This window comes from Pseudomonas machongensis, assembly GCF_034961125.1.
Classification (GTDB): domain Bacteria; phylum Pseudomonadota; class Gammaproteobacteria; order Pseudomonadales; family Pseudomonadaceae; genus Aquipseudomonas; species Aquipseudomonas machongensis.
Map to the genome: position 1 here is coordinate 1 of NZ_JAYFUI010000084.1, position 22625 is coordinate 22625.

At 63.7% G+C, this 22625-nt stretch carries 19 protein-coding genes; 11 read left to right on the forward strand and 8 right to left on the reverse strand.

Annotated elements, in window-relative coordinates; all coding sequences use genetic code 11:
• The first annotated feature begins 3 nt into the window (after positions 1–3).
• From tkt to VA602_RS08915, 8 genes are all read left to right on the forward strand, one after another.
• The gene (gene tkt, locus VA602_RS08880; RefSeq protein WP_054894815.1) at positions 4–2001 is read left to right on the forward strand and encodes a transketolase; all 1998 of its coding nucleotides are present in this window, start codon (positions 4–6) and stop codon (positions 1999–2001) included.
• 151 nt (positions 2002–2152) lie between these two features.
• On the forward strand, positions 2153–3214 hold the full coding sequence (gene epd, locus VA602_RS08885) for an erythrose-4-phosphate dehydrogenase (protein WP_153774251.1): 1062 nt from the start codon (positions 2153–2155) through the stop codon (positions 3212–3214).
• A 12-nt stretch (positions 3215–3226) separates the two neighbouring features.
• Positions 3227–4390, forward strand: a complete 1164-nt coding sequence (locus VA602_RS08890) for a phosphoglycerate kinase (protein WP_063546513.1) — start codon at positions 3227–3229, stop codon at positions 4388–4390.
• On the forward strand, positions 4390–4641 hold the full coding sequence (locus VA602_RS08895) for a hypothetical protein (protein WP_371105668.1): 252 nt from the start codon (positions 4390–4392) through the stop codon (positions 4639–4641). Before VA602_RS08890 ends, VA602_RS08895 begins: the two co-directional genes overlap by 1 nt.
• A gap of 106 nt (positions 4642–4747) precedes the next feature.
• Positions 4748–5077, forward strand: coding sequence for an MliC family protein (locus VA602_RS08900; protein ID WP_054895470.1), 330 nt, complete (start codon positions 4748–4750; stop codon positions 5075–5077).
• Between the two features lie 100 nt (positions 5078–5177).
• Positions 5178–6242 carry a class II fructose-bisphosphate aldolase gene (gene fba, locus VA602_RS08905; RefSeq protein ID WP_009399343.1) on the forward strand — a complete coding sequence of 355 codons (1065 nt, stop codon included), beginning with the start codon at positions 5178–5180 and terminating at the stop codon, positions 6240–6242.
• A gap of 216 nt (positions 6243–6458) precedes the next feature.
• On the forward strand, positions 6459–8600 hold the full coding sequence (locus tag VA602_RS08910) for a putative bifunctional diguanylate cyclase/phosphodiesterase (protein WP_323453031.1): 2142 nt from the start codon (positions 6459–6461) through the stop codon (positions 8598–8600).
• Positions 8601–8677: 77 nt separating this feature from the next.
• Entirely contained in the window at positions 8678–11473 is a 2796-nt protein-coding gene (locus tag VA602_RS08915; protein ID WP_323453032.1) for an RHS repeat-associated core domain-containing protein, read from the forward strand.
• Positions 11474–11511: 38 nt separating this feature from the next.
• Here the strand turns inward: VA602_RS08915 and VA602_RS08920 are convergent, their stop codons facing one another.
• The 8 genes from VA602_RS08920 to VA602_RS08955 form a co-directional block, all read right to left on the reverse strand.
• Complete coding sequence (locus VA602_RS08920; RefSeq protein WP_323453033.1) at positions 11512–12444, reverse strand: carbohydrate kinase family protein; 933 nt, start codon at positions 12442–12444, stop codon at positions 11512–11514.
• Between the two features lie 41 nt (positions 12445–12485).
• Positions 12486–13976, reverse strand: a complete 1491-nt coding sequence (xylB, locus tag VA602_RS08925; RefSeq protein WP_323453034.1) for a xylulokinase — start codon at positions 13974–13976, stop codon at positions 12486–12488.
• 16 nt (positions 13977–13992) lie between these two features.
• Positions 13993–15468: a mannitol dehydrogenase family protein gene (locus VA602_RS08930; RefSeq protein WP_323453035.1), complete on the reverse strand. Its 1476-nt coding sequence runs from the start codon at positions 15466–15468 to the stop codon at positions 13993–13995.
• A 21-nt stretch (positions 15469–15489) separates the two neighbouring features.
• Entirely contained in the window at positions 15490–16602 is a 1113-nt protein-coding gene (locus VA602_RS08935) for an ABC transporter ATP-binding protein (protein ID WP_323453036.1), read from the reverse strand.
• Between the two features lie 157 nt (positions 16603–16759).
• Positions 16760–17593 (reverse strand): carbohydrate ABC transporter permease, encoded by an 834-nt coding sequence (locus VA602_RS08940; RefSeq protein WP_063546497.1) that lies wholly within the window; start codon positions 17591–17593, stop codon positions 16760–16762.
• 10 nt (positions 17594–17603) lie between these two features.
• Complete coding sequence (locus VA602_RS08945) at positions 17604–18527, reverse strand: carbohydrate ABC transporter permease (RefSeq protein WP_063546495.1); 924 nt, start codon at positions 18525–18527, stop codon at positions 17604–17606.
• An 81-nt stretch (positions 18528–18608) separates the two neighbouring features.
• On the reverse strand, positions 18609–19919 hold the full coding sequence (locus VA602_RS08950; protein ID WP_125931255.1) for an ABC transporter substrate-binding protein: 1311 nt from the start codon (positions 19917–19919) through the stop codon (positions 18609–18611).
• Positions 19920–20092: 173 nt separating this feature from the next.
• Positions 20093–20998, reverse strand: coding sequence for an AraC family transcriptional regulator (locus VA602_RS08955; protein WP_323453037.1), 906 nt, complete (start codon positions 20996–20998; stop codon positions 20093–20095).
• A gap of 130 nt (positions 20999–21128) precedes the next feature.
• Between VA602_RS08955 and VA602_RS08960 the strand changes: the two genes are divergently transcribed.
• Genes VA602_RS08960 through VA602_RS08970 form a run of 3 tightly spaced genes read left to right on the forward strand, consistent with a single transcriptional unit; the run spans position 21129 to position 22577 of the window.
• Positions 21129–21629, forward strand: coding sequence for a M48 metallopeptidase family protein (locus VA602_RS08960; RefSeq protein WP_054895460.1), 501 nt, complete (start codon positions 21129–21131; stop codon positions 21627–21629).
• A 13-nt stretch (positions 21630–21642) separates the two neighbouring features.
• A complete protein-coding gene (locus VA602_RS08965) occupies positions 21643–21939 on the forward strand; it encodes a winged helix-turn-helix domain-containing protein (RefSeq protein ID WP_054895459.1) in 297 nt (98 codons plus the stop codon).
• Positions 21936–22577 (forward strand): helix-turn-helix transcriptional regulator, encoded by a 642-nt coding sequence (locus tag VA602_RS08970; RefSeq protein ID WP_054895458.1) that lies wholly within the window; start codon positions 21936–21938, stop codon positions 22575–22577. The genes VA602_RS08965 and VA602_RS08970 overlap by 4 nt, the downstream gene beginning before the upstream one ends.
• The last annotated feature ends 48 nt before the right edge of the window (positions 22578–22625 follow it).

Here is a 22625-nt window from a genome sequence, read left to right on the forward strand (position 1 = left end):
GCGATGCCCAGCCGTCGTGATCGTGCCAACGCCATTCGTGCCCTCAGCATGGATGCCGTGCAAAAGGCCAACAGCGGCCATCCAGGTGCCCCCATGGGCATGGCGGATATCGCCGAAGTGCTTTGGCGCGACTACCTCAAGCACAACCCGAGCAACCCGAATTTCGCCGACCGTGACCGCTTCGTGCTGTCCAACGGCCATGGCTCGATGCTCATCTATTCGCTGCTGCACCTGACCGGCTACGACCTGTCCATCGATGACCTGAAGGCGTTCCGCCAACTGCACAGCCGTACCCCGGGCCACCCGGAATATGGCTACACCCCAGGCGTCGAGACCACCACTGGCCCGCTCGGCCAGGGTATCGCCAACGCGGTCGGTTTCGCCCTCGCCGAGAAAGTGCTGGCAGCGCAGTTCAACCGTGAAGGCCACCAGATCGTCGACCACAACACCTACGTGTTCCTGGGCGATGGCTGCATGATGGAAGGTATTTCCCATGAAGTCGCCTCGCTGGCCGGCACCCTGGGCTTGAACAAGCTGGTCGCCTTCTACGACGACAACGGCATCTCCATCGACGGCGAAGTCCACGGCTGGTTCACCGACAACACCCCGGCGCGTTTCGAAGCCTACAACTGGCAGGTCATCCGCAACGTCAACGGCCACGACGCCGAAGAAATCAAGATGGCGATCGAGACCGCGCGCAAGAGCGACCGTCCGACCCTCATCTGCTGCAAGACCATCATCGGTTTCGGCTCGCCGAACAAGCAGGGCAAGGAAGACTGCCACGGCGCGCCGCTGGGCAACGACGAAATCGCCCTGGCCCGCAAGGAACTGAACTGGAACCACGGCCCGTTCGAAATCCCGGCCGACATCTACGCCGAGTGGGACGCCAAGGAAGCCGGTGCCAAGGCCGAAGCCGAGTGGAACCAGCGTTTCGACGCCTACGCCAAGGCTTTCCCTGAACTCGCCGCCGAGTTCAAGCGCCGCGCTGCTGGCGACCTGCCGGCCGACTTCGCCGAGAAGGCCCAGGCCTACATCAATGAAGTCGCCGCCAAGGGCGAGACCATCGCCAGCCGCAAGGCCAGCCAGAACACCCTCAACGCCTTCGGCCCGCTGCTGCCCGAGTTCCTCGGTGGTTCGGCGGACCTGGCCGGTTCCAACCTGACCCTGTGGAAAGGGTGCAAGGGTGTCGAGGCCAATGACGCCAGCGGCAACTATGTGTTCTACGGCGTGCGCGAGTTCGGCATGACCGCCATCATGAACGGCGTGGCCCTGCACGGCGGCCTGGTGCCTTACGGCGCCACCTTCCTGATGTTCATGGAATATGCCCGCAACGCGGTGCGCATGTCGGCCCTGATGAAGCAACGCGTCATCCACGTCTACACCCACGACTCCATCGGTCTGGGCGAAGACGGCCCGACCCACCAGCCGATCGAGCAACTGACCAGCCTGCGCAGCACGCCGAACCTGGACACCTGGCGTCCGGGTGACGCGGTCGAGTCGGCCGTTTCCTGGAAAGCCGCCCTGGAACGCAAGGACGGCCCTTCGGCGCTGATCTTCTCGCGTCAGAACCTGCAGCACCAGGAGCGCAGCGCCCAGCAGATCGCCGACATCGCCCGTGGCGGCTACGTGCTCAAGGACTGCGCCGGCGAGCCTGAGCTGATCCTGATCGCCACCGGTTCCGAAGTGGGCCTGGCGGTCCAGGCGTTCGACAAGCTCAGCGAGCAGGGCCGCAAGGTCCGCGTCGTGTCGATGCCAAGCACCAGCGTGTTCGACGCCCAGGACGCTGCCTACAAGCAGTCGGTACTGCCGTTGGAAGTCGGTGCGCGTATCGCCATCGAAGCTGCCCATGCCGACTTCTGGTACAAGTACGTCGGCCTCGAAGGCCGCGTCATCGGCATGACCACCTACGGCGAATCGGCCCCGGCCGCCGCGCTGTTCGAGGAGTTCGGCTTCACCCTGGAGAACATCCTGGGTACCGCCGAAGAGCTGCTGGAAGACTGATGTAACGATCTGCGGGCGGTGTCGCCCTTGTTCGCGGGCAAGCCCGCTCCCACGAGGTCAATTGCACCTTTTGTGGGAGCGGGCTTGCCCGCGAATGCCGCACCGCAAATCCCGCAGACTGACGACAATCGATCTGTTTCGTGAGCGCTGAATGTCCCACCCTCGTCCCTACAAAGTTGCACTCAACGGTTACGGCCGCATCGGCCGCTGTGTCCTGCGCGCACTGTTCGAGCGGGGGGCGAAGGCCGGTTTCGAGATCGTTGCGTTGAATGACCTGGCCGACCAGGCCAGCCTTGAGTACCTGACGCGCTTCGACTCCACCCACGGGCGGTTCCCCGGCGAGGTGAGAGTTGACGGCGACTGTCTGCATATCAATGGCGACTGCGTGAAAGTCATGCGCAGTGCCACCCCTGAAGGCATCGACTGGGCCGCGCTGGGCATCGACCTGGTGCTGGAGTGCTCCGGTGCCTACAACACCCGCGCCGATGGCCAGCGTTTTCTCGAAGCCGGTGCGCCGCGCGTGCTGTTCTCGCAACCGATGGCCAGCGAGGCGGACATCGATGCCACGGTGGTCTACGGTATCAACCAGCATCGCCTGACCGGCGACGAACTGCTGGTCTCGAACGCCTCCTGCACCACCAACTGCGGCGTGCCGCTGCTGCGCGTGCTGGACCAGGCCTTCGGCATCGAGTACGTGCAGATCACCACCATCCACTCGGCGATGAACGACCAGCCGGTGATCGACGCCTACCACCACGAAGACCTGCGCCGTACCCGTTCGGCGTTCCAGTCGGTGATCCCGGTGTCCACTGGTCTGGCGCGCGGCATCGAGCGCCTGTTGCCGGAACTTGCCGGGCGAATCCAGGCCAAAGCGGTACGCGTGCCGACCGTCAACGTCTCGTGCCTGGACATCACCCTGCAGACTGCCCGTGACACTACGGCTGCCGAGGTCAACCGGGTGCTGCGCGAGGCGGCGCTGGACGGCCCGCTCAAAGGCCTGCTGGCCTACACCGAACTGCCCCATGCCAGCTGTGATTTCAACCATGACCCACATTCGGCCATCGTCGATGCCAGCCAGACCCGCGTCTCAGGCCCCCGCCTGGTGAACCTGCTGGCCTGGTTCGACAACGAATGGGGGTTCGCCAACCGTATGCTCGACGTTGCCGAACATTATCTGCACGTCGTCCACCAAACCCGCAGCAAACAGCCCTGAAGGACTGCATTCATGACCGTGTTGAAGATGACCGACCTCGACCTGCAAGGTAAGCGCGTACTGATCCGCGAAGACCTCAACGTGCCTGTGAAGGACGGTGTGGTAACGAGCGATGCGCGTATCCTGGCAGCGCTGCCGACCATCAAGCTGGCCCTGGAAAAGGGTGCTGCGCTGATGGTCTGCTCGCACCTGGGCCGCCCGACCGAGGGCGAGTTCTCCCAGGAAAACAGCCTCAAGCCGGTCGCCGACTACCTGAGCAAGGCCCTGGGCCGTGCGGTGCCGTTGGTCGCCGACTATCTCGACGGCGTCGAGGTCAAGGCCGGTGAGGTGGTGCTGTTCGAAAACGTACGCTTCAACAAGGGCGAAAAGAAGAACGCCGACGAGCTGGCGCAGAAGTACGCCGCCCTGTGTGATGTGTTCGTCATGGACGCCTTCGGCACCGCCCACCGCGCCGAGGGTTCCACCCACGGTGTGGCCAAGTTCGCCAAGGTCGCTGCTGCCGGCCCGCTGCTGGCGGCCGAGCTGGACGCCCTGGGCAAGGCCCTGAAGGCGCCGGCCAAACCCATGGCGGCCATCGTTGCCGGCTCCAAGGTCTCGACCAAGCTCGACGTGCTCAACAGCCTGTCGACCGTCTGCGACCAGCTGATCGTCGGCGGCGGCATCGCCAATACCTTCCTCGCCGCGGCCGGTCACCCGGTCGGCAAGTCGCTGTACGAGCCTGACCTGGTCGAGACCGCCAAGGCCATCGCCGCCAAGGTCAGCGTACCGCTGCCGGTCGATGTGGTCGTTGCCAAGGAGTTCGCCGAGAGCGCCGAAGCCACCGTCAAGGCTATCGCCGACGTGGCCGCCGACGACATGATCCTCGATATCGGCCCGCAGACCGCCGCCAACTTCGCCGAGCTGCTGAAGTCGTCGAAGACCATCCTGTGGAACGGCCCGGTCGGTGTGTTCGAGTTCGACCAGTTCGGCAACGGCACTAAAGTGCTGGCCAAGGCCATCGCCGAAAGCGCTGCGTTCTCCATCGCGGGTGGTGGCGACACCCTGGCGGCCATCGACAAGTATGGCGTCGGGGCTGATATCTCCTACATTTCTACCGGTGGCGGTGCGTTCCTCGAATTCGTCGAGGGCAAGGTCCTGCCTGCCGTGGCAATCCTGGAAGAACGGGCCAAGGCCTGATAGTGACGGCGCCTGGCAAAGGGAGCGACCTGATGGTCAAGCAATTGCCTGTGATGATCGTGGCCTTGTTGCTGGGTGCCTGCTCCAGTGGCGGCGCCCCGCAAAGCGAGCCCGCCGGCGAGCCAAAGGGCGGCTGTTACCAGTCGCAGTGGCAGGCGGAGACGGTGCCGGTGATCAACAAGCGCCTGGGGCCGGACGGGCTGGAGAAGTACGACGAAGAACACCAGCGCAAGGCGCCCGGCTGCCCTTGATCGGACAGCGGGCAACCGATGGGCTGTTTTGTGGTCTTGAACAGAGGAGCGGTGGTGCGGCCTTCGCGGGCAAGCCGCACCACCGACTTCGAAGCGAGGATACTCAATGAAAGCGCTGCTGGCCGTACTGGCCCTGGCGACCCTGGCAGGCTGCTCCCTGCTGCAACCGTCGCAACCTGCCGCGACGGACAACTGGACCCGCTGGGTCTGCGACAGCCAGGCCGAAGTGCTGTGGCGCTTCGCCGATGCCGCGCAGCAGTCGGTCGATGTCCGCCTCGGCGGCGCTGACCAGGTCTACCGGCTCAAGGCCGAGCCCGGCGCCTCGGGCGCGCTGTACAGCGATGGCGTGCTTGCCTTCCACACCAAGGGTAATGAAGGCCTGGTGTACTGGGAAGCGACCAACGATCTGATTGGGCGGGGCTGCAAGGCACCGTGATTGGCCGGACCGCGACGGTGGTCCACAACTACTTGAACAGCAAGCGCCCCTGCGGCAGGCTTGCACGAAACAACGACGCTTGTCGGGAGAGAGATACACAATGGCACTCATTAGCATGCGCCAGATGCTGGACCACGCCGCCGAGTTCGGCTACGGCGTTCCAGCTTTCAACGTCAACAACCTCGAGCAGATGCGCGCCATCATGGAAGCCGCCGACAAGACCGACTCTCCGGTCATCGTCCAGGCCTCCGCCGGTGCTCGCAAGTACGCCGGTGCTCCCTTCCTGCGTCACCTGATCCTGGCGGCGATCGAAGAATTTCCGCACATCCCGGTGTGCATGCACCAGGACCACGGCACCAGCCCTGACGTGTGCCAGCGCTCGATCCAGCTGGGCTTCAGCTCGGTCATGATGGACGGCTCGCTGCGTGAAGACGGCAAGACCCCGTCCGACTACGAATACAACGTGCGCGTCACCCAGCAGACCGTGGCATTCGCCCACGCCTGCGGTGTATCGGTGGAAGGCGAGCTGGGTTGCCTGGGCAGCCTGGAAACCGGCCAGGCCGGTGAAGAAGACGGCGTCGGCGCCGAAGGCATCCTGGACCACAGCCAGATGCTGACCGATCCGGAAGAGGCTGCCGACTTCGTCAAGAAGACCCAGGTCGATGCCCTGGCCATCGCCATCGGCACCAGCCACGGCGCCTACAAGTTCACCAAGCCGCCTACCGGCGACATCCTGGCGATCGACCGCATCAAGGCGATCCACCAGCGTATCCCCAACACTCACCTGGTGATGCACGGTTCCTCGTCGGTTCCGCAGGACTGGCTGGCGATCATCAACGAGTTCGGCGGCGACATCAAAGAGACCTACGGCGTGCCGGTCGAAGAGATCGTCGAAGGCATCAAGCACGGCGTGCGCAAGGTCAACATCGACACCGACCTGCGTCTGGCGTCCACTGGCGCGATTCGTCGCTTCCTGGAGCAGAACAAGTCCGAGTTCGACCCGCGCAAGTACTTCGCCAAGACCGTCGAAGCCATGCGTGACATCTGCATCGCGCGTTACGAAGCCTTCGGTACCGCTGGCAACGCGTCGAAGATCAAGCCGGTTTCGCTGGATGAGATGTACCTGCGTTACGCCAAGGGCGAGCTGGCCGCAAAGGTCAACTGATCCGCTGATGGTCTGGAAGAAACCCGCAGAAATGCGGGTTTTTTTATGGCCGGACGGCGGGAGATGCGCGAAAGCCAAGGCGCGCTGACCATTAGTCGGCTATTTTCACTTTAACCATTGATAGCGAACTGATTGCATTGCGTCCTGCAAAGTCGCGTCTAGAGTAGAGAATCGGATCCAATTACAAGACGAAGTCGGTCGGACAAGAGAAGCGGCATGGATGGAGCTCAACCCGCGGCACCGGAAGGCAGCTCAGTACTGCTGGTAGTCGACGACTACCCGGAAAACCTGATCAGCATGCGGGCCTTGCTGGCTCGACAGGATTGGCAAGTACTCACTGCAAGCTCAGGGATGGAAGCACTGAGCACGTTGCTGGAACACGAAGTGGACCTGGTCCTGCTCGATGTACAGATGCCCGAGATGGATGGCTTCGAGGTCGCCCGCTTGATGCGCGGCAGCCAACGCACGCGCCTGACCCCGATCATCTTCCTTACCGCCAATGAACAGTCCGAAGCTGCCGTGCTCAAGGGCTATGCCAGTGGCGCGGTGGATTACCTGTTCAAGCCCTTCGATCCGCAGATCCTCAAGCCCAAGGTGCAGGCCCTGCTCGAACAGCAGCGCAACCGCCGCATGCTGCAGCGACTGAGCCGTGAACTGGAGTCGGCCCGTGCATTCAATGCCTCGATTCTGGAGAACGCCGCCGAGGGTATCCTGGTGGTCGACGAGGCGGGTGATATCAGTTTTGCCAACCCCGCCATCTCGCGTCTGCTGCAGGTGACGGTGGACAAACTGCAGGGCGCCCATCTCCTGGACCTGATCCAACTGCCCAGCGCCGCGTTGTGGCGCGACTCGGACTTCTACCAGGCTTACCTTGGGCGGCAGATCTTCCGCGTGCACGATGCCCAGTTGCGTCCGCCCGAGGGGCCGCTGATTCCAGTGGCGCTGTCGTGCGCGCCGTTGCCCCCTGAACAGAAGGCCATGGTGGTGACCGTACTGGACATGTCGGTGGTGCGCAGCCTGCACCAGCAACTGCAACACCAGGCGGTGACCGATCCGCTGACCGGCCTGCTCAACCGCCGCGGTTTCTACCAGACGGCAGAAGGTGCATTGCTGCACAACGCACGATCCGGCAAGGTCCAGGCCTTGATGTACATGGATCTGGATGGTTTCAAGCGAATCAACGATTCACTGGGCCACGAGGCGGGCGACCAGGTCTTGCGCTGGGTCGCCGAACAACTCAAGGACTGCCTGGGCAGCCAGGCGATGCTCGGGCGCATGGGCGGCGATGAGTTCACGGCGTTGTTCGATGGCTTGCCCTATGCGGAGCACGCAGGCCGGTACGCCGAGACCCTGATCGAGCGCATGTCCAGCTGTCCGCAGGTGGACGGCCAGGATGTCAGTCTTGGCGTCAGTATCGGCATCGCCACCTACCCCGATTGCGGCGCCACCGTCGAAGGCCTGCTGCGCGCTGGCGATGCGGCGATGTATGCCGCCAAGCGCGCCGGGCGCCAGCAGTATCGCTTCTATGACCAGGAGCTCAACGGCCGCGCGCGTTCGCGGCTGATGCTCGAGGATAGTGTGCGTACCGCCATCGAGCACAAGGACTTCACCTTGGTCTACCAGCCACAGGTGGGGTTCGCCGACGGACGCCTGCGTGGCTTCGAGGCGCTGCTGCGCTGGCAGCACCCCAGTGTCGGCGATGTGCCGCCGGGGCTGTTCATTCCGTTGCTGGAGGAGGCGCGTCTCATCCATCGGCTGGCGAGCTGGATCTACAGCAAGGGCGCGTCCCAGCGTCACGAGTGGCGTCAGGTGTTCGCCGACGATGTAGTGCTGGGTATCAGCCTGAGCCGCGCGCAGTTCACCCAGCCGAACCTGGTCGATGAACTGCGGCGGGCGATCCAGGAGCATGGCCTGGAGCCTGCGCAACTGGAAGTGGAGGTGGCGGAAACCTCGTTGATGTACGACATCGACGCGGCGGCCAAGCAGGTGAAGCGTTTGCGAGAACTGGGCGTGCGCGTGGCGCTGGATGACTTCGGCGCAGGGGATTGCTCGCTGCGCATGCTGCGCGACCTGCCGATCGACACCCTGAAGCTCGACCGCCACCTGGTCGCCCGCCTGCCCGATTCGAAGGTCGATACGGCGCTGGTGCGCAGTGTCATCGCGGTGTGCGCCGACTACGGCATCACGGTGATCGCCGAGGGCGTGGAAACAGACGCCCAGGCGCAGTGGTTGCGCGACAGCGGCTGCGCCTACGTGCAGGGCTTCCTGGTTGCGCGGCCAATGACGGCAGGCGACGCGCGTGGTTTTCCGACGGTGTATCCGTGGGCGCAGGCTGGATCGCCTGTCTCCCTGACCTGATAAATCTGCCAGTTGTCTGTTCGGGCCGTTGTGGGCGACTGTTGCTTCTCCAGCCATGAATGGCAGGTAGAACGGTTGTGAGCAGCGCACTGTTCCAGCAAACCCCCTCGATCAAGGTACTCGACAATCGGCGCCAAGCGGTGCGTGAGGTCGAGTATCACCGTGCGTCGCCATTTGACGCCGGTACGCGCATCACGCGACAGGTTTTCAGCCCCGCAGGACGACTGGCACAGATCAGCGATCCACGGTTGCATGACGCAGGCCTTGCCAACTTCGTCCATGGGCACGACCTGACAGGCCAGGTCATACGCACGCAAAGCGTCGATGCGGGGGTGAGCCTCGATTTGAAAGACGCGGCCAGGCGCGACTTGTTCTCGGTGAGCCGTATTGGCAGGACGTTGGATGGCCAGGACGATTTTGCCGAAGCCGTGACCCGTACCTCGCGCTACGAACCGGTCGATATGCCTGGGCGTCTGTTGGGGGTTGGCGAGCAGGTTGCTGGCGATATCCCTCGTACCAGCGAGCGTGTGTTGTACGGCGGCAATGAGGCGCAAGAGAAAGCCCGCAACCTGGCGGGTACCCAGATCGCCCACTACGACCCAGCCGGGCGCGTTTCCATCCTCGCCAGCGCACTCGGCGGCGCAGTCCTCTGTGTGCAGCGCAAACTGTTGAAGGGCGGCGATGACGATACTGTGCACGTTGACTGGCAGGGTGAGGCCGCTGAGGCCTGGGACGCACTGCTGGAGGATCAACGCTACACGACTCGCACTCAGGTAGACGCCACAGGCAAGGGCCTCACCGCGCTGGACTGCGCAGGCCATCGGCAGCGCAGCGCCTACGATGTGGCAGGCGCCCTGGCGGCCAACTGGCTGATGCTCAAAGGCGCGCCAGAGCGTGAGATCGTCAGGTCGGTGAGTTACTCGGCGGGTGGACGCAAGCAGCACGAGGTGCATGGCAACGGCATCGTCACTGTGTACACCTACGAACCGACGACCCTGCGCCTGGCGGCCGTGCGGACCACTCGCCAGACCAGCGAAGGCCAGCGATTGCAGGACCTGCACTATCGCTATGACCCTGTCGGCAACGTCGTCGGGCTGGCCAACGACGCCGAGCCGACGCGCTTCTGGCGCAACCAGAAGATCAGCGCGCAAAGCGAGTACCGCTACGACAGCCTGTATCAACTGGTCTTCGCCTGCGGTCGTGAGATGGCCAATGCCGGGCAGCAGGGCAATCATCTGCCAGGCGTGCTGGTACCGCTGCCGGTGGATGATTCGGCCTATACCCTCTACGCCCGGAGTTATACCTACGACAGCGCGGGCAATCTCACGCATGTCCGTCATAGTGCGCCGGCCACGAACAACAACTACGTCACTGCAATCACCGTCAGCCAGCGCAGTAATCGCGGCGTGTCGAGTACGTTGGCCAGCGACCCGAGCAAGGTCGAGGCGCTGTTCACCGCAGGGGGCGAGCAGCGTGTGCTGCTGCCGGGACAGCCGCTTGAGTGGACGGCACGCGGCGAGTTGCGCCGGGTTGCAGGCGGTACTCAGGAAAGCTATCGCTACGACGCTGGCAGGCAGCGTGTGCTCAAGGTGAGTCATCAGCAGCAAGGTGGATCACTGAAGGTGCTGCGCACGCTGTATCTGCCGGGGCTTGAGCTGCGTATCACCCTGGTTGACGGCGTCGTGCAGGAGAGTTTGCACACGGTGGTGATGGGCGAGGCTGGGCGTGCCCAGGTGCGGGCGTTGCGTTGGGAGGCGGGTAAACCGGAGGGGGTCGATAACGACCAGGTGCGTTTTGGCTATGACAGCCTGATCGGCAGCGTCGGGCTGGAGCTCGATGGCGAAGGCAGTGTCATCAGCTTCGAGGAGTACTACCCCTTTGGCGGGACGGCGATTCTGGTGGGGCGTCATCGTATCGACGTGGAGTACAAGACGGTTCGCTATTCGGGGCGGGAGCGAGATGCGACAGGGCTTTATTACTACGGGTATCGCTATTACCAGCCATGGGTGGGGCGATGGTTAAACCCCGATCCTGCAGGGACTATTGATGGTCCTAATCTATATCAAATGTTGAACAACAATCCCGTAGGGAATTTCGACGCCTCAGGTCTGAGGATCATGAGCTTTAATCTCGATGAGAGCCGAGGAGATCTCATCTATGGCCTGAGCGACCCGCGTCACAATTATCTAAGGGTTGTTGTCGATGGTTACAAGGGTATCGATGACAAATCCGCTTTGACGATCGATCACTATAATCTAGCGATCGCGAAAACCATCCGATTGAAAGCACTGGCGGACTTTGAACTGCCGGATGATGCTTCTCCAAGACAGGTTTTAAACGCTGTTCGTACGGATGCCAGGCTTTTAGATGTAATGAAATTGGCCTTTGGCAGTTATGTGCTCTGGGAGAGCTATTTCTCAGCAGGCCGGGAAAATGAAAAATTTAACATTTCTGCTATTTATGACGACGTTTCACGGCAGTGGGGAGAAAGTCCCTTTCATGATTGGTGGGTGGATGACACCGGGCCGCAGTTACTATGGAAGCGAGGATCGAAACTGGGTTTATATATGGCAGCCCATAACGCTGGACAAAAAATTCATTTTGTCCTGGATGACTTGAAGACGTCGGCGGTTGTCACGAAAAAGGGTGAGTTTGGAAATTCTATTAGTGCGAGCGAGTTGCGTTATGCCTTTCGAAACAGGCATGCGTTGCGTGGAAAAATTCACTTTTACAAAGGCGGATGGGAAGTCTCGGCACCTTGGCACACATCACCGTGGAAGTGGAGCGCATACAAATCTAAATCTGAGCATCGCGACCGTTTTTCGCGATGGCAGGCGCTGCGACGAGAGTCGCGTCGACTGCGCAACGCATAGTTGCGATTAAGACGATGCTCGGATGATGTGCGGCTTGCCTACAACTCATCCGCAAACGGCAAATCCGGCCCGACCCGTGAGCAGGTGATCGCCGCCGCACGAATGGCAAAGCCCAGCATGCCATCGATCGTTTCCCGCTCCAGTGTCGCCAGCCCTGCAGGGCTGTCGGCCCCCATGCGAGCGAGGTAGGTCAGCACTGCTGCCTGGAAGGTATCGCCAGCGCCCACCGTGTCTTTCACTGCCAGCGAAGCATCTGCCGGTCGTGTCCAGGAGCCGTGCGCGCAATGCACGCTGGCGCCGTCTGCTCCGTGGGTGATGAACACCAGTCGGCAGCGGTCGTTCAGCCAGCCACGGGCCACCTCGGACGGCGTGCGATCCGGATAGAGCAGCGCGAGGTCTTCCTCGCTGGCCTTGATCAGGTGGGCGTGGGCCGCGAAGGCTTGCACCTGGCGTCGCCACAACGCCACGTCGGGCTGCGGGTTGAGGCGGACGTTGGGGTCGAGGCTGATCAGCCGGTGTGCGCTTTCGCGCTGCACCAGCGCCAGTAATGTATCCGCCACCGGCGTGACCACCAGGGTGTAGGAGCCCACGTGCAGGCCGCGCACCTGTTCATCGAGCGCCGGCAGGTGCTCGAGGCGCACCTGCCGGTCGGCGCAGCCTTCGCCGCGGAACTGGTACTGCGCCGAGCCGTTGGCATCCAGCCCGACCATGGCCAGGGTGGTCGGTGCATCGCTGGTCACCAGGTAACTGCAATCGACCTTTTCCTCTTCCAGCACCCGACGCAGGCGTGCGCCCAGGTAGTCGCTGGACAGCCCGCCGAACAACGCCGAATCCACGCCTAGCCGGCGCAGGCCGACCGCGACGTTGAACGGCGAACCGCCGGCAATCGCCTTGAAACCCAGCTCGCTGCTGCGCGGGCTGTCATCCAGGCTGAACACATCGAACAGGGCTTCGCCACAGACCAGGTACATGAAATTCTCCGAAACGAAGTAAGCGGGCAGGATACCTGCGATCAGTGCGCAGGCAGATGCGAAAGATAACGTTGATAGGCTGTTTCGTAGGCCGCCTGCTGTGCGGGCCGGGGCGTGGTGCGGGTGCTTTCGTCGAGTTCGACGCAGCGCTGGCACAGGGCCTGCAGGCTGTCTCCTTCGCCGAGCTTTCGGCCCAGGCTCCAGGCGGCCTGGATGGCAGCGCCCAGGGCGGCGGCTTCGGTCTGGCGCGGGCACACCACCGGCAGGCCGAGCAGGTCGGCGAGTGTCTGGCGCCACAGCGGGCTTTTCGACGCGCCGCCGACGAGGCGGATCTCCTGCCCCTGCAGGCCACTGGCGCGCAACAGGTCGAGCCCGTAGCGCAGGCTGAAGCAGGTGCCTTCGAGCACCGCCCGGCAGAGGTTGGCGCGGGTCAGGTTGCTGCTGGTCATGCCGTGCAGACTGGCGCTGGCCTCGGGCAGTGCCGGCACGCGTTCACCATTGAAGAATGGCAGCAGCAACAGGCCGTCGGCGCCGACCGGGGCTTGTGCGGCGAGCTCGCTGAACGCCGACAGGTCAAGCTGCAACAGGTCTTGCACCAGGGCGCAGGCGCTGGTGAGGTTCATGGTGCAGATCAGCGGCAGCCAGCCGCCGGATGAGCCGCAGAAGGTCGCGACTTCACCGTGGGGGCTGACGTGTGGCTCGTCGAGGTGTGCGGCAAGGGTGCCGGAGGTGCCCAGGCTGAGGGTGATCATGCCGGGATGGATGTTGCCGGTGCCGATGGCGCCGAGCATGTTGTCGCCGCCACCGCTGGCCACCCAGGCGCCAGTGTCCAGGCCCAGCGCCCGGGCTGCCGAGGGCTGCAGGGTGGCGATGCAGTCGCCAGGTTCTACCAGCTCGGGCAGTGTCGCCAGCAGGCGCTTGCCGGGCTCGATCAGCGCCAGAACATCGGCGGCCCAGGTGCGTTTGCGCACATCGTAGTAGCCGGTTCCCGAAGCGTCACCAGGTTCGCTGCAGGCACGGCCGGTGAGCCAATGGTTGAGGTAGTCGTGGGGCAGCAGCAGGTGTGCGGCGCGAGCGAACAGTTCGGGATGATGGCGCTGGCTCCACAGCAGCTTGGACAGCGTATAGCCCGGCGCGACCACCAGCCCCAGGCGCTCCAGCGAGCCTGCGGCACCGCCGAGGGCGGCCAGCAGTTCGTCGTTTTCTGCAGTGGTTTCGGTGTCGCACCAGAGCTTGGCCGGGCGCAGCACTCGGCCCTGGTCATCGAGCATCACCAGGCCGTGTTGCTGGCCAGACACGGCCAGTGCGCGGATGGCATGGCCGCCGACCCCTGCATCGGCCAGGGCATTGGCCACCGCCGTGCGCAGGGCCTGCAGCCAGTCTGCCGGATCCTGTTCGCGGCGCCCGTGGTCGCCCTGCGGCGCCGCATGTGCCGCGCTGCCCAGCCCCAGTACACGGCCGCTGCCTGCGTCGAGCACCAGGGCCTTGGTGCCCTGGGTGCCGCAGTCGATGCCGAGGAACAGTCCGTCCATATCGCCGTGCTCCGTCTCAGTCGCCCAGTACCCGGCGCAGGGTTTCACTCACGCCGACTTCACGCAAGCTGTCGTACAGGCGCTCGAAGGCCTCGACGAAGGCCCGCGAGTTGGGGATCGCCGTGCCGAAGATCGCTTCGTCGCCCAGCACACGGGCAGCCAGCCCTTCGCGCTGAACGACACGGGCCTGGCACTGTGCTGCGCGCGGATCGGGGATGCTGTAGACATTGCCCTTTTCATCCTTGCCGCCCAGGTACAGCGCCCAGGCTGCGACTACCAGCGCCACGCGCTCCAGCGGCTTGCCGTCGGCGATCAGGCGATTGGCGGTGGGCACGATGAACTTGGGGAATTTCGAAGAGCCGTCCGAACACACCCGCTCCAGCTGGTCGGCGATGGCGCGGTTGGAGAAACGCTCGGTGAGGCTGTCCTTGTAGTGCGTCAGGTCGATGCCCGGCACTGGCGCCAGTTGCGGGGTGACGTCCTGGTCCATGAAGGTGCGCATGTAGCGGCGCAGCAGGTCGTCGGCGAGGGTCTCGTGGACGAAGCGATAACCCTGCAGGAAGCCCAGGTAGGTCAACGCCAGGTGGCTGCCGTTGAGCAGCTTGATCTTCATCTCTTCATAGGGCGTGACGTCGTTGGTGAACTGCACGCCGACCTTCTCCCAGGCCGGGCGACCGCTGACGAACTTGTCTTCCAGCACCCACTGCAGGAACGGCTCGCAGACCACCGGCCAGGCGTCCTCGACGCCATGGCGCTCGGCCAGTTGGCGGCGGTGTTCGTCGCTGGTCATGGGGGTGATGCGGTCGACCATGGCGTTGGGGAAGCTGACGTGCCGGTCGATCCACTGGGCCAGGTCGTGGTTGAGCAGGTGGGCGAAGGCCAGCAGTGCCTTGCGCGCCACGTCGCCGTTGTGTGGAAGGTTGTCGCAGGACATCACCGTGAACGCCGGGGTGCCGGCCTCGCGGCGACGGCGCAGGGCCTCGCAGAGAAAGCCGAATACGCTGTGCGGCTGGTCAGGCCTGGCCAGGTCGTGCTGGATCAGCGGCAGGTTCTCGAGGAACTCGCCCGTGCTGTCGTCGATGCAGTAGCCGCCCTCGGTGATGGTCAGCGAGACGATGCGGATGGCCGGGTCGGCAAGTTTGTCGAGCAATGCCTGGCTGTCGCTTTCTGCCAGCAGCATGCCGCTGATGGCACCGATTACACGCACCTCGGTGTCGGGGTTTTCGCCCAGCTCGAACAGGGTGTAGAGGTGGTCCTGGCTGGCCAGGGCGTCGCGCATGGCGCGGTCTTCGCTGCGCAGGCCGGCGCCGCAGATCGCCCAGTCGAGGGCTTCGCCGCGGTTCATCAGGGCGTCGGTATAGGCGGCCTGGTGGGCACGATGGAAGCCGCCGACACCGATGTGCACGATGCCTTGGCGCAGTTGTGCCGGGTCATAGGCGGGGCGTGCGACCGCGGTCGCCAGCTTGTCGAGATTGCGCTGGTTGAGTTTCATCGAAAAATCCTTGAAGACGGCTCAGGCCGCCTGTTGCAGTCGTTTGTCCAGGGCCTTGCCGGTGCTGTCGAACAGATGGCAGTGCGCCGGATCGAAGCTCAGTTCCAATTGTTCGCCGTACTCGGGCGCGAAGTCGCCGCGGACCCGCACGGTGAGCATCTCGCCGGAGGCGCTGCGCACGTGGCAGTAGCTGTCGCTGCCCAGGCGTTCGCTGACATCGGCGGTGACCTGCAGCGAGCCATGCTCGCCGTGACCGCTGCGGCTGATGCTCAGGTGCTCCGGGCGAATGCCCAGGGTGATCTGGCTGCCGGTGGCCAGTTCGCCTGCGCATAGCGGCAGGGCGATACGGGCGCCGCACTCGAGGGCGACCTCGCACTGGTTGCCCTGGGTGCGGCTCAGGTGCCCGCGCAGGAAGCCCATCTTCGGTGTGCCGAGAAAGCCTGCGACGAACAGGTTTGCCGGATGGTGGTACAGCTCCAGCGGCGAGCCGACCTGCTCGATGCGACCGGCGTTGAGCACCACCACCTTGTCGGCCAGGGTCATCGCCTCGACCTGGTCGTGGGTCACGTAGATCATGGTCGCCGCCAGTTCCTTGTGCAGGCGCGAGAGCTCCAGGCGCATTTGCACGCGCAGGGCGGCGTCGAGGTTGGACAGCGGCTCGTCGAACAGGAAGATCTTCGGGTTACGCACGATCGCCCGGCCGATCGCCACCCGCTGGCGCTGGCCGCCAGAGAGCTGGCGCGGCTTGCGCTCGAGCATCGGTTGCAGCTCGAGAATGCGCGCGGCGTTGTCGACCTTGCTGGCGACCTCGGCCTTGGCCACGCCCGCCAAGTCCAGGGCGAACGACAGGTTCTTGCGCACGGTCATGTGCGGATAAAGGGCGTAGGTCTGGAACACCATGGCCAGGTTGCGCTTGGCCGGAGCGGTGTCGGTGATGTCGACGCCATCGAGGGTGATGCTGCCGCTGCTGACCTCTTCGAGGCCGGCGATCAGGCGCAGCAAGGTCGACTTGCCACAGCCGGATGGCCCGACGAACACCACGAATTCACGGTCGTGCACGTCCAGGTCGATGCCCTTGATGATGGCGTGGCCATCAAAGCCTTTTTGCAGGTTGCGGATCTTCAGGTCAGCCATGTCGAGTTACCTGTGCAGTGGCCAGGAAAAATTGAGGTTTTGCAGAGTCCTGTAGGAGCGGGCTCGCCCGCGAACACCGGCATAGCCGGTGCCATGCATCGCAGTGTTTGCTTCGCGGGCAAGCCCGCTCCTACAGGAATGGTGTAGTTGGGGGTATTCATTTCACCGCTCCGAACGACAGCCCGCGCACCAGCTGCTTCTGGCTGATCCAGCCAAAGATCAGGATCGGTGCGCAGGCCAGGGTCGAGACGGCCGAGAGCTTGGCCCAGAACAGGCCTTCGGGGCTTGAGTAAGAGGCCACCAGCGCGGTCAGCGGTGCGGCGGCCGAAGACGTCAGGTTGAGCGACCAGAACGCCTCGTTCCAACACAGGATCAGCGACAGCAGTACGGTCGAGGCGAGGCCGCCACGGGCGATCGGCAGCAGCACGCGGAGGATTTCCTGCCAGGTGCCGGCGCCGTCCAGGCGCGCCGCTTCGAGGATGTCGACGGGGATGTCCTTGAAGTAGGTGTACACCATCCACACCACGATCGGCAGGTTGATCAGGGTGTAGACGATGATCAGCGACAGCCGTGAATCGAGCAGGCCGAACTGCTTGGCCAGCAGGTAGATCGGCATCAGCACCCCCACCGGTGGCAGCATCTTGGTCGACAGCATCCACAGCAGCGTGCGCTTGGTGTGGCGGGTCTCGAAGAACGCCATTGAGTAGGCCGCAGGCACTGCGATCAGCATGCACAGCAAGGTCGCGGAGAACGAGATCAGCACCGAGTTCCAGGCGTAGGCGAAGTAGTCGCTGCGCTCGTTGATGTGCAGGTAGTTCTCCAGCGTCGGGTGGAAGATGAACTGCGGCGGCGTGGCGAAGGCGTCGAGCTCGGTCTTGAAGCTGGTCAGCAGCATCCAGAAGATCGGGAAGAAGATCGCCAGGGCAATGCCCCAGCACAGCAGGCCGATCAGCGCATCGCGCAGGCGGCGGGTTTGCTTGAGTGTCAGCATGGCGGGCTCCTCAGCTGCGCTCGGTGAGGTTCTTGCCGATCATGCGCACCAGCACGATGGCGGCGATGTTGGCGATCAGCACGGCGATCAGGCCACCGGCCGACGCCATGCCGACGTCGAACTGCAGCAATGCCTGGTTGTAGATCAGGTAGGCGAGGTTGGTGGACTCGTAGCCCGGCCCGCCGCTGGTTGTGGTGAAGATCTCGGCGAACACCGACAGCAGGAAGATGGTTTCGATCATCACCACCACGGCGATCGGTCGCGCCAGGTGCGGCAGGGTCAGGTGCCAGAAGATTGCCAGCGGGCCGGCGCCGTCCAGGCGTGCGGCCTCCTTCTGTTCCTGGTCCAGCGACTGCATGGCGGTCATCAGGATCAGGATGGCGAACGGCAGCCATTGCCACGACACGATGAGGATGATCGATAGCAATGGATAGTGCGCCAGCCAGTCCACCGGCTGCGCGCCGAACAGGCGCCAGACCGCCGCGAGGATCCCGGACACCGGGTGGAAGATCAGGTTCTTCCACAGCAGCGCGCTGACCGTGGGCATGATGAAGAACGGCGAGATCAGCAGCACGCGCACCACGCCGCGGCCCCAGAACTCACCAGCCTCCAGCAGCGCGGCGATGAGCACGCCGAACACCACGCTGATCGCCAGCACGCTGCCGACCAGGGTCAGGGTATTCAGGGCGCCGGGCAGGAAGCCGGCGTCGGTGACGAAGAAGCTGAAGTTCTCCAGGCCGACGAAGTCGTTCTCGCCGGGATACAGCAGGTTGTAGCGGATCAGCGAGAAATACAGGGTCATGCCCAGGGGCACGATCATCCATAACAGCAGCAGCGCCACCGAAGGGCTGACCAGGAACCAGCCGGGGCCGACGCGGCGTTTGCCGGGGCGGGCGGGGGCGTGGGTCGGGGTGTCGAGGGCCGAGGTGTTCATGACGACTCCGTGTACGGCAGAAAGGGGCGAGCAGCCGGCCGCCGGCACACCGAGGGCGGCGTGCTGGCGGTCAGTGGCGGTCTACTTGGGGTAGCCGGCGCGTTTCATCTCGCGTTCGGTGGACGACTGGGCGGCGGCCAGCGCCTGCTCAGGCTTCATCTGGCCGGTCAGGGCGGCGGAGAACAGCTTGCCGACCTGGGTGCCGATGGCCTGGAACTCAGGGATGGTCACCAGCTGGATACCCACGTAGGGCACAGGCTTGAGGGTCGGATGGTTGGGGTCGACCTTCTTCAGCGACTCCAGCGTGACCTTGGCGAACGGTGCGGCCTGCAGGTAGGCCTCGCTGTAGGTTGAGGCGCGGGTGCCCGGTGGCACGTTGGCCACGCCTTCCTTGTCGGCGACCAGTTGGCCGTAGGCCTGGGAGGTGGCCCAGGTGCTGAAGGTCTTGGCTGCGTCCTTGGACTTGGAGCTGGTGGGAATCGCCAGCGCCCAGGAATACAGCCAGGTCGCACCCTTGTCGGTGACTTCCTTCGGCGCGAAGGTGAAGCCCACATCGTCCACGACCTTGCTCTGGCTCTTGTCGGTGACGAACGAGCCGGCGACGCTGGCGTCGACCCACATCGCGCACTTGCCGCTGTTGAACAGCGCCAGGTTCTCGTTGAAGCCATTGCTGGAGGCGCCGGGCGGGCCGTACTGCTTCATGGTGTCGACGTAGAAGTTCAGCGCCTTGGTCCACTCGCTGCCGGTGAACTCCGGCTGCCACTGCTCGTTGAACCAGCGGGCGCCGAAGGCATTGGCCAGGGTGCCGATGAGCGCCATGTTCTCACCCCAGCCGGCCTTGCCGCGCAGGCAGATGCCGTACTGGCCGGCTTCGGGTTTGTTGAGCTTGGCGGCAAATTCGCCCAGTTGGGTCCAGGTCGGTTGCTCGGGCATCTGCAGCCCGGCCTGCTGGAACAGGTCCTTGCGGTAGTAGGTGATCGAGGCTTCGGCATAGAAGGGCAGGGCGTAGAGCGTGCCCTTGACCGACAGGCCGTCGCGCACCGAAGGGAAGACATCGTCGAGCTGATAGTCGGCAGGCAGGTCCTTCATGGGCTCCAGCCAACCCTTGGCGCCCCACAGCGCGGCTTCGTACATGCCGATGGTAAGCACGTCGAACTGTCCGCCTTGTGTCGCGATATCGGTGGTCAGGCGTTGGCGCAGGACGTTCTCTTCGAGCACCACCCACTTGAGCTTGATGTCCGGGTGCTGTTCCTCGAACACCTTGGACAGCCGCTGCATGCGGATCATGTCGTTGTTGTTGACGGTGGCAATGGTCAGGGTTTCGGCAGCCTGGGCAAACACCGGCAGGCTCAGACAGGCAACGGCCACGCAGGCCTTGATCGAGTCGTTCATCGTTGAACTCCTCTTCCGGACCGCAGGACGGCGCGGAAGTCACTATTGTTTTTTTTGTGTCGCTGGTTGCCGATTACACTCCTGCATCGCCAGCGCAACAAAGCCTCGACTGCACGCGGGCCGATACTTTTTTGCACTGGGGTATTTGCAGTGTGATGCACTGCTCAAACGTTTCAGGAAAGGTTCTGCTCGGTCAGGCGCTGGGTGACCAGGCTGCGGTAGCCCGACGGTGTCATGCCCTTGAGCTGCTGGAAACGCCGGTTGAAGTTGGACAGGTTGCTGAAGCCGGATTCGAAGCACACCTCGGTCACCGGTAGGTCGCTGCGCGCCAGCAGCTCACAGGACTTGCTGATCCGCAGGCGATTGACGAACTCGACGAAGCCGCGCCCGGCGGCCTGCTTGAAGAAGCGCGAGAAGTAGGTGGGGGTCATGCCCAGGTGCTCGGCGACCTCGTTCTGGGTGAGGTCCTGGGCGTAGTGCTGGAAGATGTAGTCCACGGCGCGGTTGATGCGGTCGACGTTGTGTTCATCGGCCAACTGCGAGGAGGTGACGGTGGACAGTAACTGGTAGTCCTCGCAGCCAGCCAGTTGTTCCATGAGGATAAAAAAGTATCCCAGGCGCGTCATGCCGGCACTTTGCGAGATGCGTTGCATCAGTTGCTGGCTCTCGGCGATCAGGCGCGGGTCGCGAAATTCGATGCCATAGCTGGCACGGGCCAGCAGTGGCGTCAGCTGGTTGAGCTCGGAGAATACCTGGCTGCCTTGCTCGAGCACTTCGTCAGTGAAGTTGACCAGCATGTCGCGGGTGTCGACCACCTCGTCGGCGGCCACCTGGCTGATCCAGTTGTGCGGCAGGTTCGGCCCCGTGAGAAACAGCGTGCCCGGGGCGAAGTTGCCGATGTAGTCGCCGATGAACACCTTGCCGGAGCTGGCGACGATCAGGTGCAGCTCGTATTCCTTGTGGAAGTGCCAACGCACCAGCGGGCTCGGGAAACCGTGCTGGCGGTAGATCAGCGAATGGCCTTCGTGGTCGTCCATCAGTTCATAGGACGGGTCGGTGATCTTGCTGGCTTTGGGCATGGTGAGTGCTTCGAGCAGGGGCGAATACAGCATCCTAGCCAAATTTTGCGTCCTGTAGGAGCGGGCTTGCCCGCGAAAGGGCCAGCCCGGCCAACCACAGGCCCTCACCAATTCGGTAAACTCCCACCCCATGACCACCCTACGCTACTTGCAAGCCTACCCCCCGCACCTGCAGGAACAGGTCCGCCAGATGATCGCCAGCGATCGCCTGGGCGGTTACCTGCAGCAGCGCTACCCCGCGCGCCACGAGGTGCAGAGCGACAAGGCGCTTTACCTCTATGCCCAGGACCTGCGTCAGCAATACCTGCGCAGCGCGCCGCCGCTGGACAAGGTGCTCTACGACAATCGCCTCGACCTCACCCACCGGGCCCTGGGCCTGAACACGGCGGTGTCGCGGGTGCAGGGTGGCAACCTCAAGGCCAAGAAGGAAATCCGCATCGCCTCGTTGTTCAAGGACGCGGCGCCGCAGTTTCTGCGCATGATCGTGGTGCACGAGCTGGCGCACCTGCGTGAGCGCGACCACAACAAGGCGTTCTACCAGCTGTGCCAGCACATGGAGCCGGACTACCATCAACTGGAGTTCGACTTGCGTGTCTACCTGACCTGGCGCGAATTGCCAGGCAATGCATGAGGATCCCACCAGCATGGACGTGAGCAAGACCAAGAGCAGCTTCTATCGCCGTCTCTACGTGGCCTGGTTGATCGACAGCCAGACCGCCACCAGCGTGCCCGCGCTGATGGAAGCCACCGGCATGCCGCGGCGTACCGCCCAGGACACCATCGCCGCGCTCGCCGACCTGGATATCGTCTGCGAATTCGAGCAGCAGAGCGGCGCGCGCAACCACGCTGGCCACTACCGCATCCGTGAATGGGGTGCGATCGACAAGCAGTGGATCATCCAGCACCTGCGCACTATTCGCGAAGTGCTCGGGTATCCATGACCACCCTCCAGGATCCGTTCATGCCGTCCAGCCGCTTCAGCAACTACGCCGCCATGGCCGAGGGCATCGCAGCCCTGTTGTTCCCGCATGCCGAAGTGGTGGTGCACGACCTGGCCAGCCAGACGGTGGTGCATATCGCCAACAACATTTCCAAGCGTCAGCTCGGCGATGATTCCGGGCTCGACGACCTGCCCAGCCAGCTCGATGACAGCACCCGCCTGGGGCCATATGAAAAGCTCAACTGGAACGGGCAGAAGATTCGTTCGATCAGCAGCGTGATGCGCGATGCCAGCGGCCAGCCCGAGGCGCTGATCTGCATCAACCTCAACGTTTCGATTCTTGAGCAGGCGCGCGATGCGCTGGAGGCGTTCTTCCAGGCCAGCCGCCTGTTGCCGCAACCGCAGGCATTGTTCCGCGACGACTGGCAGGAGCGCATCAACACCTTCCTGCATGCCTGGTTGCAGGCGCGTGGATTGAGCCTGGGCGGGCTGGACCGCGAGCAGAAGCGGCAGTTGGTCGAGGCGCTGCACGGGGAGGGCGCGTTCCGCGGCAAGAGCGCTCACGACTACGTGGCCAACGTGCTGGGGATGGGGCGGGCGACGGTGTACAAGTATGTGAAGGCGTTGCGCGAAGGCTGAGGCCACCGCTGACCCGTATTCCACGATCCCTGAGCCAGTAGAGAAAAC

Excerpts from the sequence above, each read along its gene's own strand:
- tkt (WP_054894815.1), top strand. The coding sequence starts at position 4 with ATGCCCAGCCGTCGTGATCGTGCCAACGCCATTCGTGCCCTCAGCATG.
- epd (WP_153774251.1), top strand. The coding sequence starts at position 2,153 with ATGTCCCACCCTCGTCCCTACAAAGTTGCACTCAACGGTTACGGCCGC.
- VA602_RS08890 (WP_063546513.1), top strand. The coding sequence starts at position 3,227 with ATGACCGTGTTGAAGATGACCGACCTCGACCTGCAAGGTAAGCGCGTA.
- VA602_RS08900 (WP_054895470.1), top strand. The coding sequence starts at position 4,748 with ATGAAAGCGCTGCTGGCCGTACTGGCCCTGGCGACCCTGGCAGGCTGC.
- fba (WP_009399343.1), top strand. The coding sequence starts at position 5,178 with ATGGCACTCATTAGCATGCGCCAGATGCTGGACCACGCCGCCGAGTTC.
- VA602_RS08910 (WP_323453031.1), top strand. The coding sequence starts at position 6,459 with ATGGATGGAGCTCAACCCGCGGCACCGGAAGGCAGCTCAGTACTGCTG.
- VA602_RS08920 (WP_323453033.1), bottom strand. The coding sequence starts at position 12,444 with ATGTACCTGGTCTGTGGCGAAGCCCTGTTCGATGTGTTCAGCCTGGAT.
- xylB (WP_323453034.1), bottom strand. The coding sequence starts at position 13,976 with ATGGACGGACTGTTCCTCGGCATCGACTGCGGCACCCAGGGCACCAAG.
- VA602_RS08930 (WP_323453035.1), bottom strand. The coding sequence starts at position 15,468 with ATGAAACTCAACCAGCGCAATCTCGACAAGCTGGCGACCGCGGTCGCA.
- VA602_RS08935 (WP_323453036.1), bottom strand. The coding sequence starts at position 16,602 with ATGGCTGACCTGAAGATCCGCAACCTGCAAAAAGGCTTTGATGGCCAC.
- VA602_RS08940 (WP_063546497.1), bottom strand. The coding sequence starts at position 17,593 with ATGCTGACACTCAAGCAAACCCGCCGCCTGCGCGATGCGCTGATCGGC.
- VA602_RS08945 (WP_063546495.1), bottom strand. The coding sequence starts at position 18,527 with ATGAACACCTCGGCCCTCGACACCCCGACCCACGCCCCCGCCCGCCCC.
- VA602_RS08950 (WP_125931255.1), bottom strand. The coding sequence starts at position 19,919 with ATGAACGACTCGATCAAGGCCTGCGTGGCCGTTGCCTGTCTGAGCCTG.
- VA602_RS08955 (WP_323453037.1), bottom strand. The coding sequence starts at position 20,998 with ATGCCCAAAGCCAGCAAGATCACCGACCCGTCCTATGAACTGATGGAC.
- VA602_RS08960 (WP_054895460.1), top strand. The coding sequence starts at position 21,129 with ATGACCACCCTACGCTACTTGCAAGCCTACCCCCCGCACCTGCAGGAA.
- VA602_RS08965 (WP_054895459.1), top strand. The coding sequence starts at position 21,643 with ATGGACGTGAGCAAGACCAAGAGCAGCTTCTATCGCCGTCTCTACGTG.
- VA602_RS08970 (WP_054895458.1), top strand. The coding sequence starts at position 21,936 with ATGACCACCCTCCAGGATCCGTTCATGCCGTCCAGCCGCTTCAGCAAC.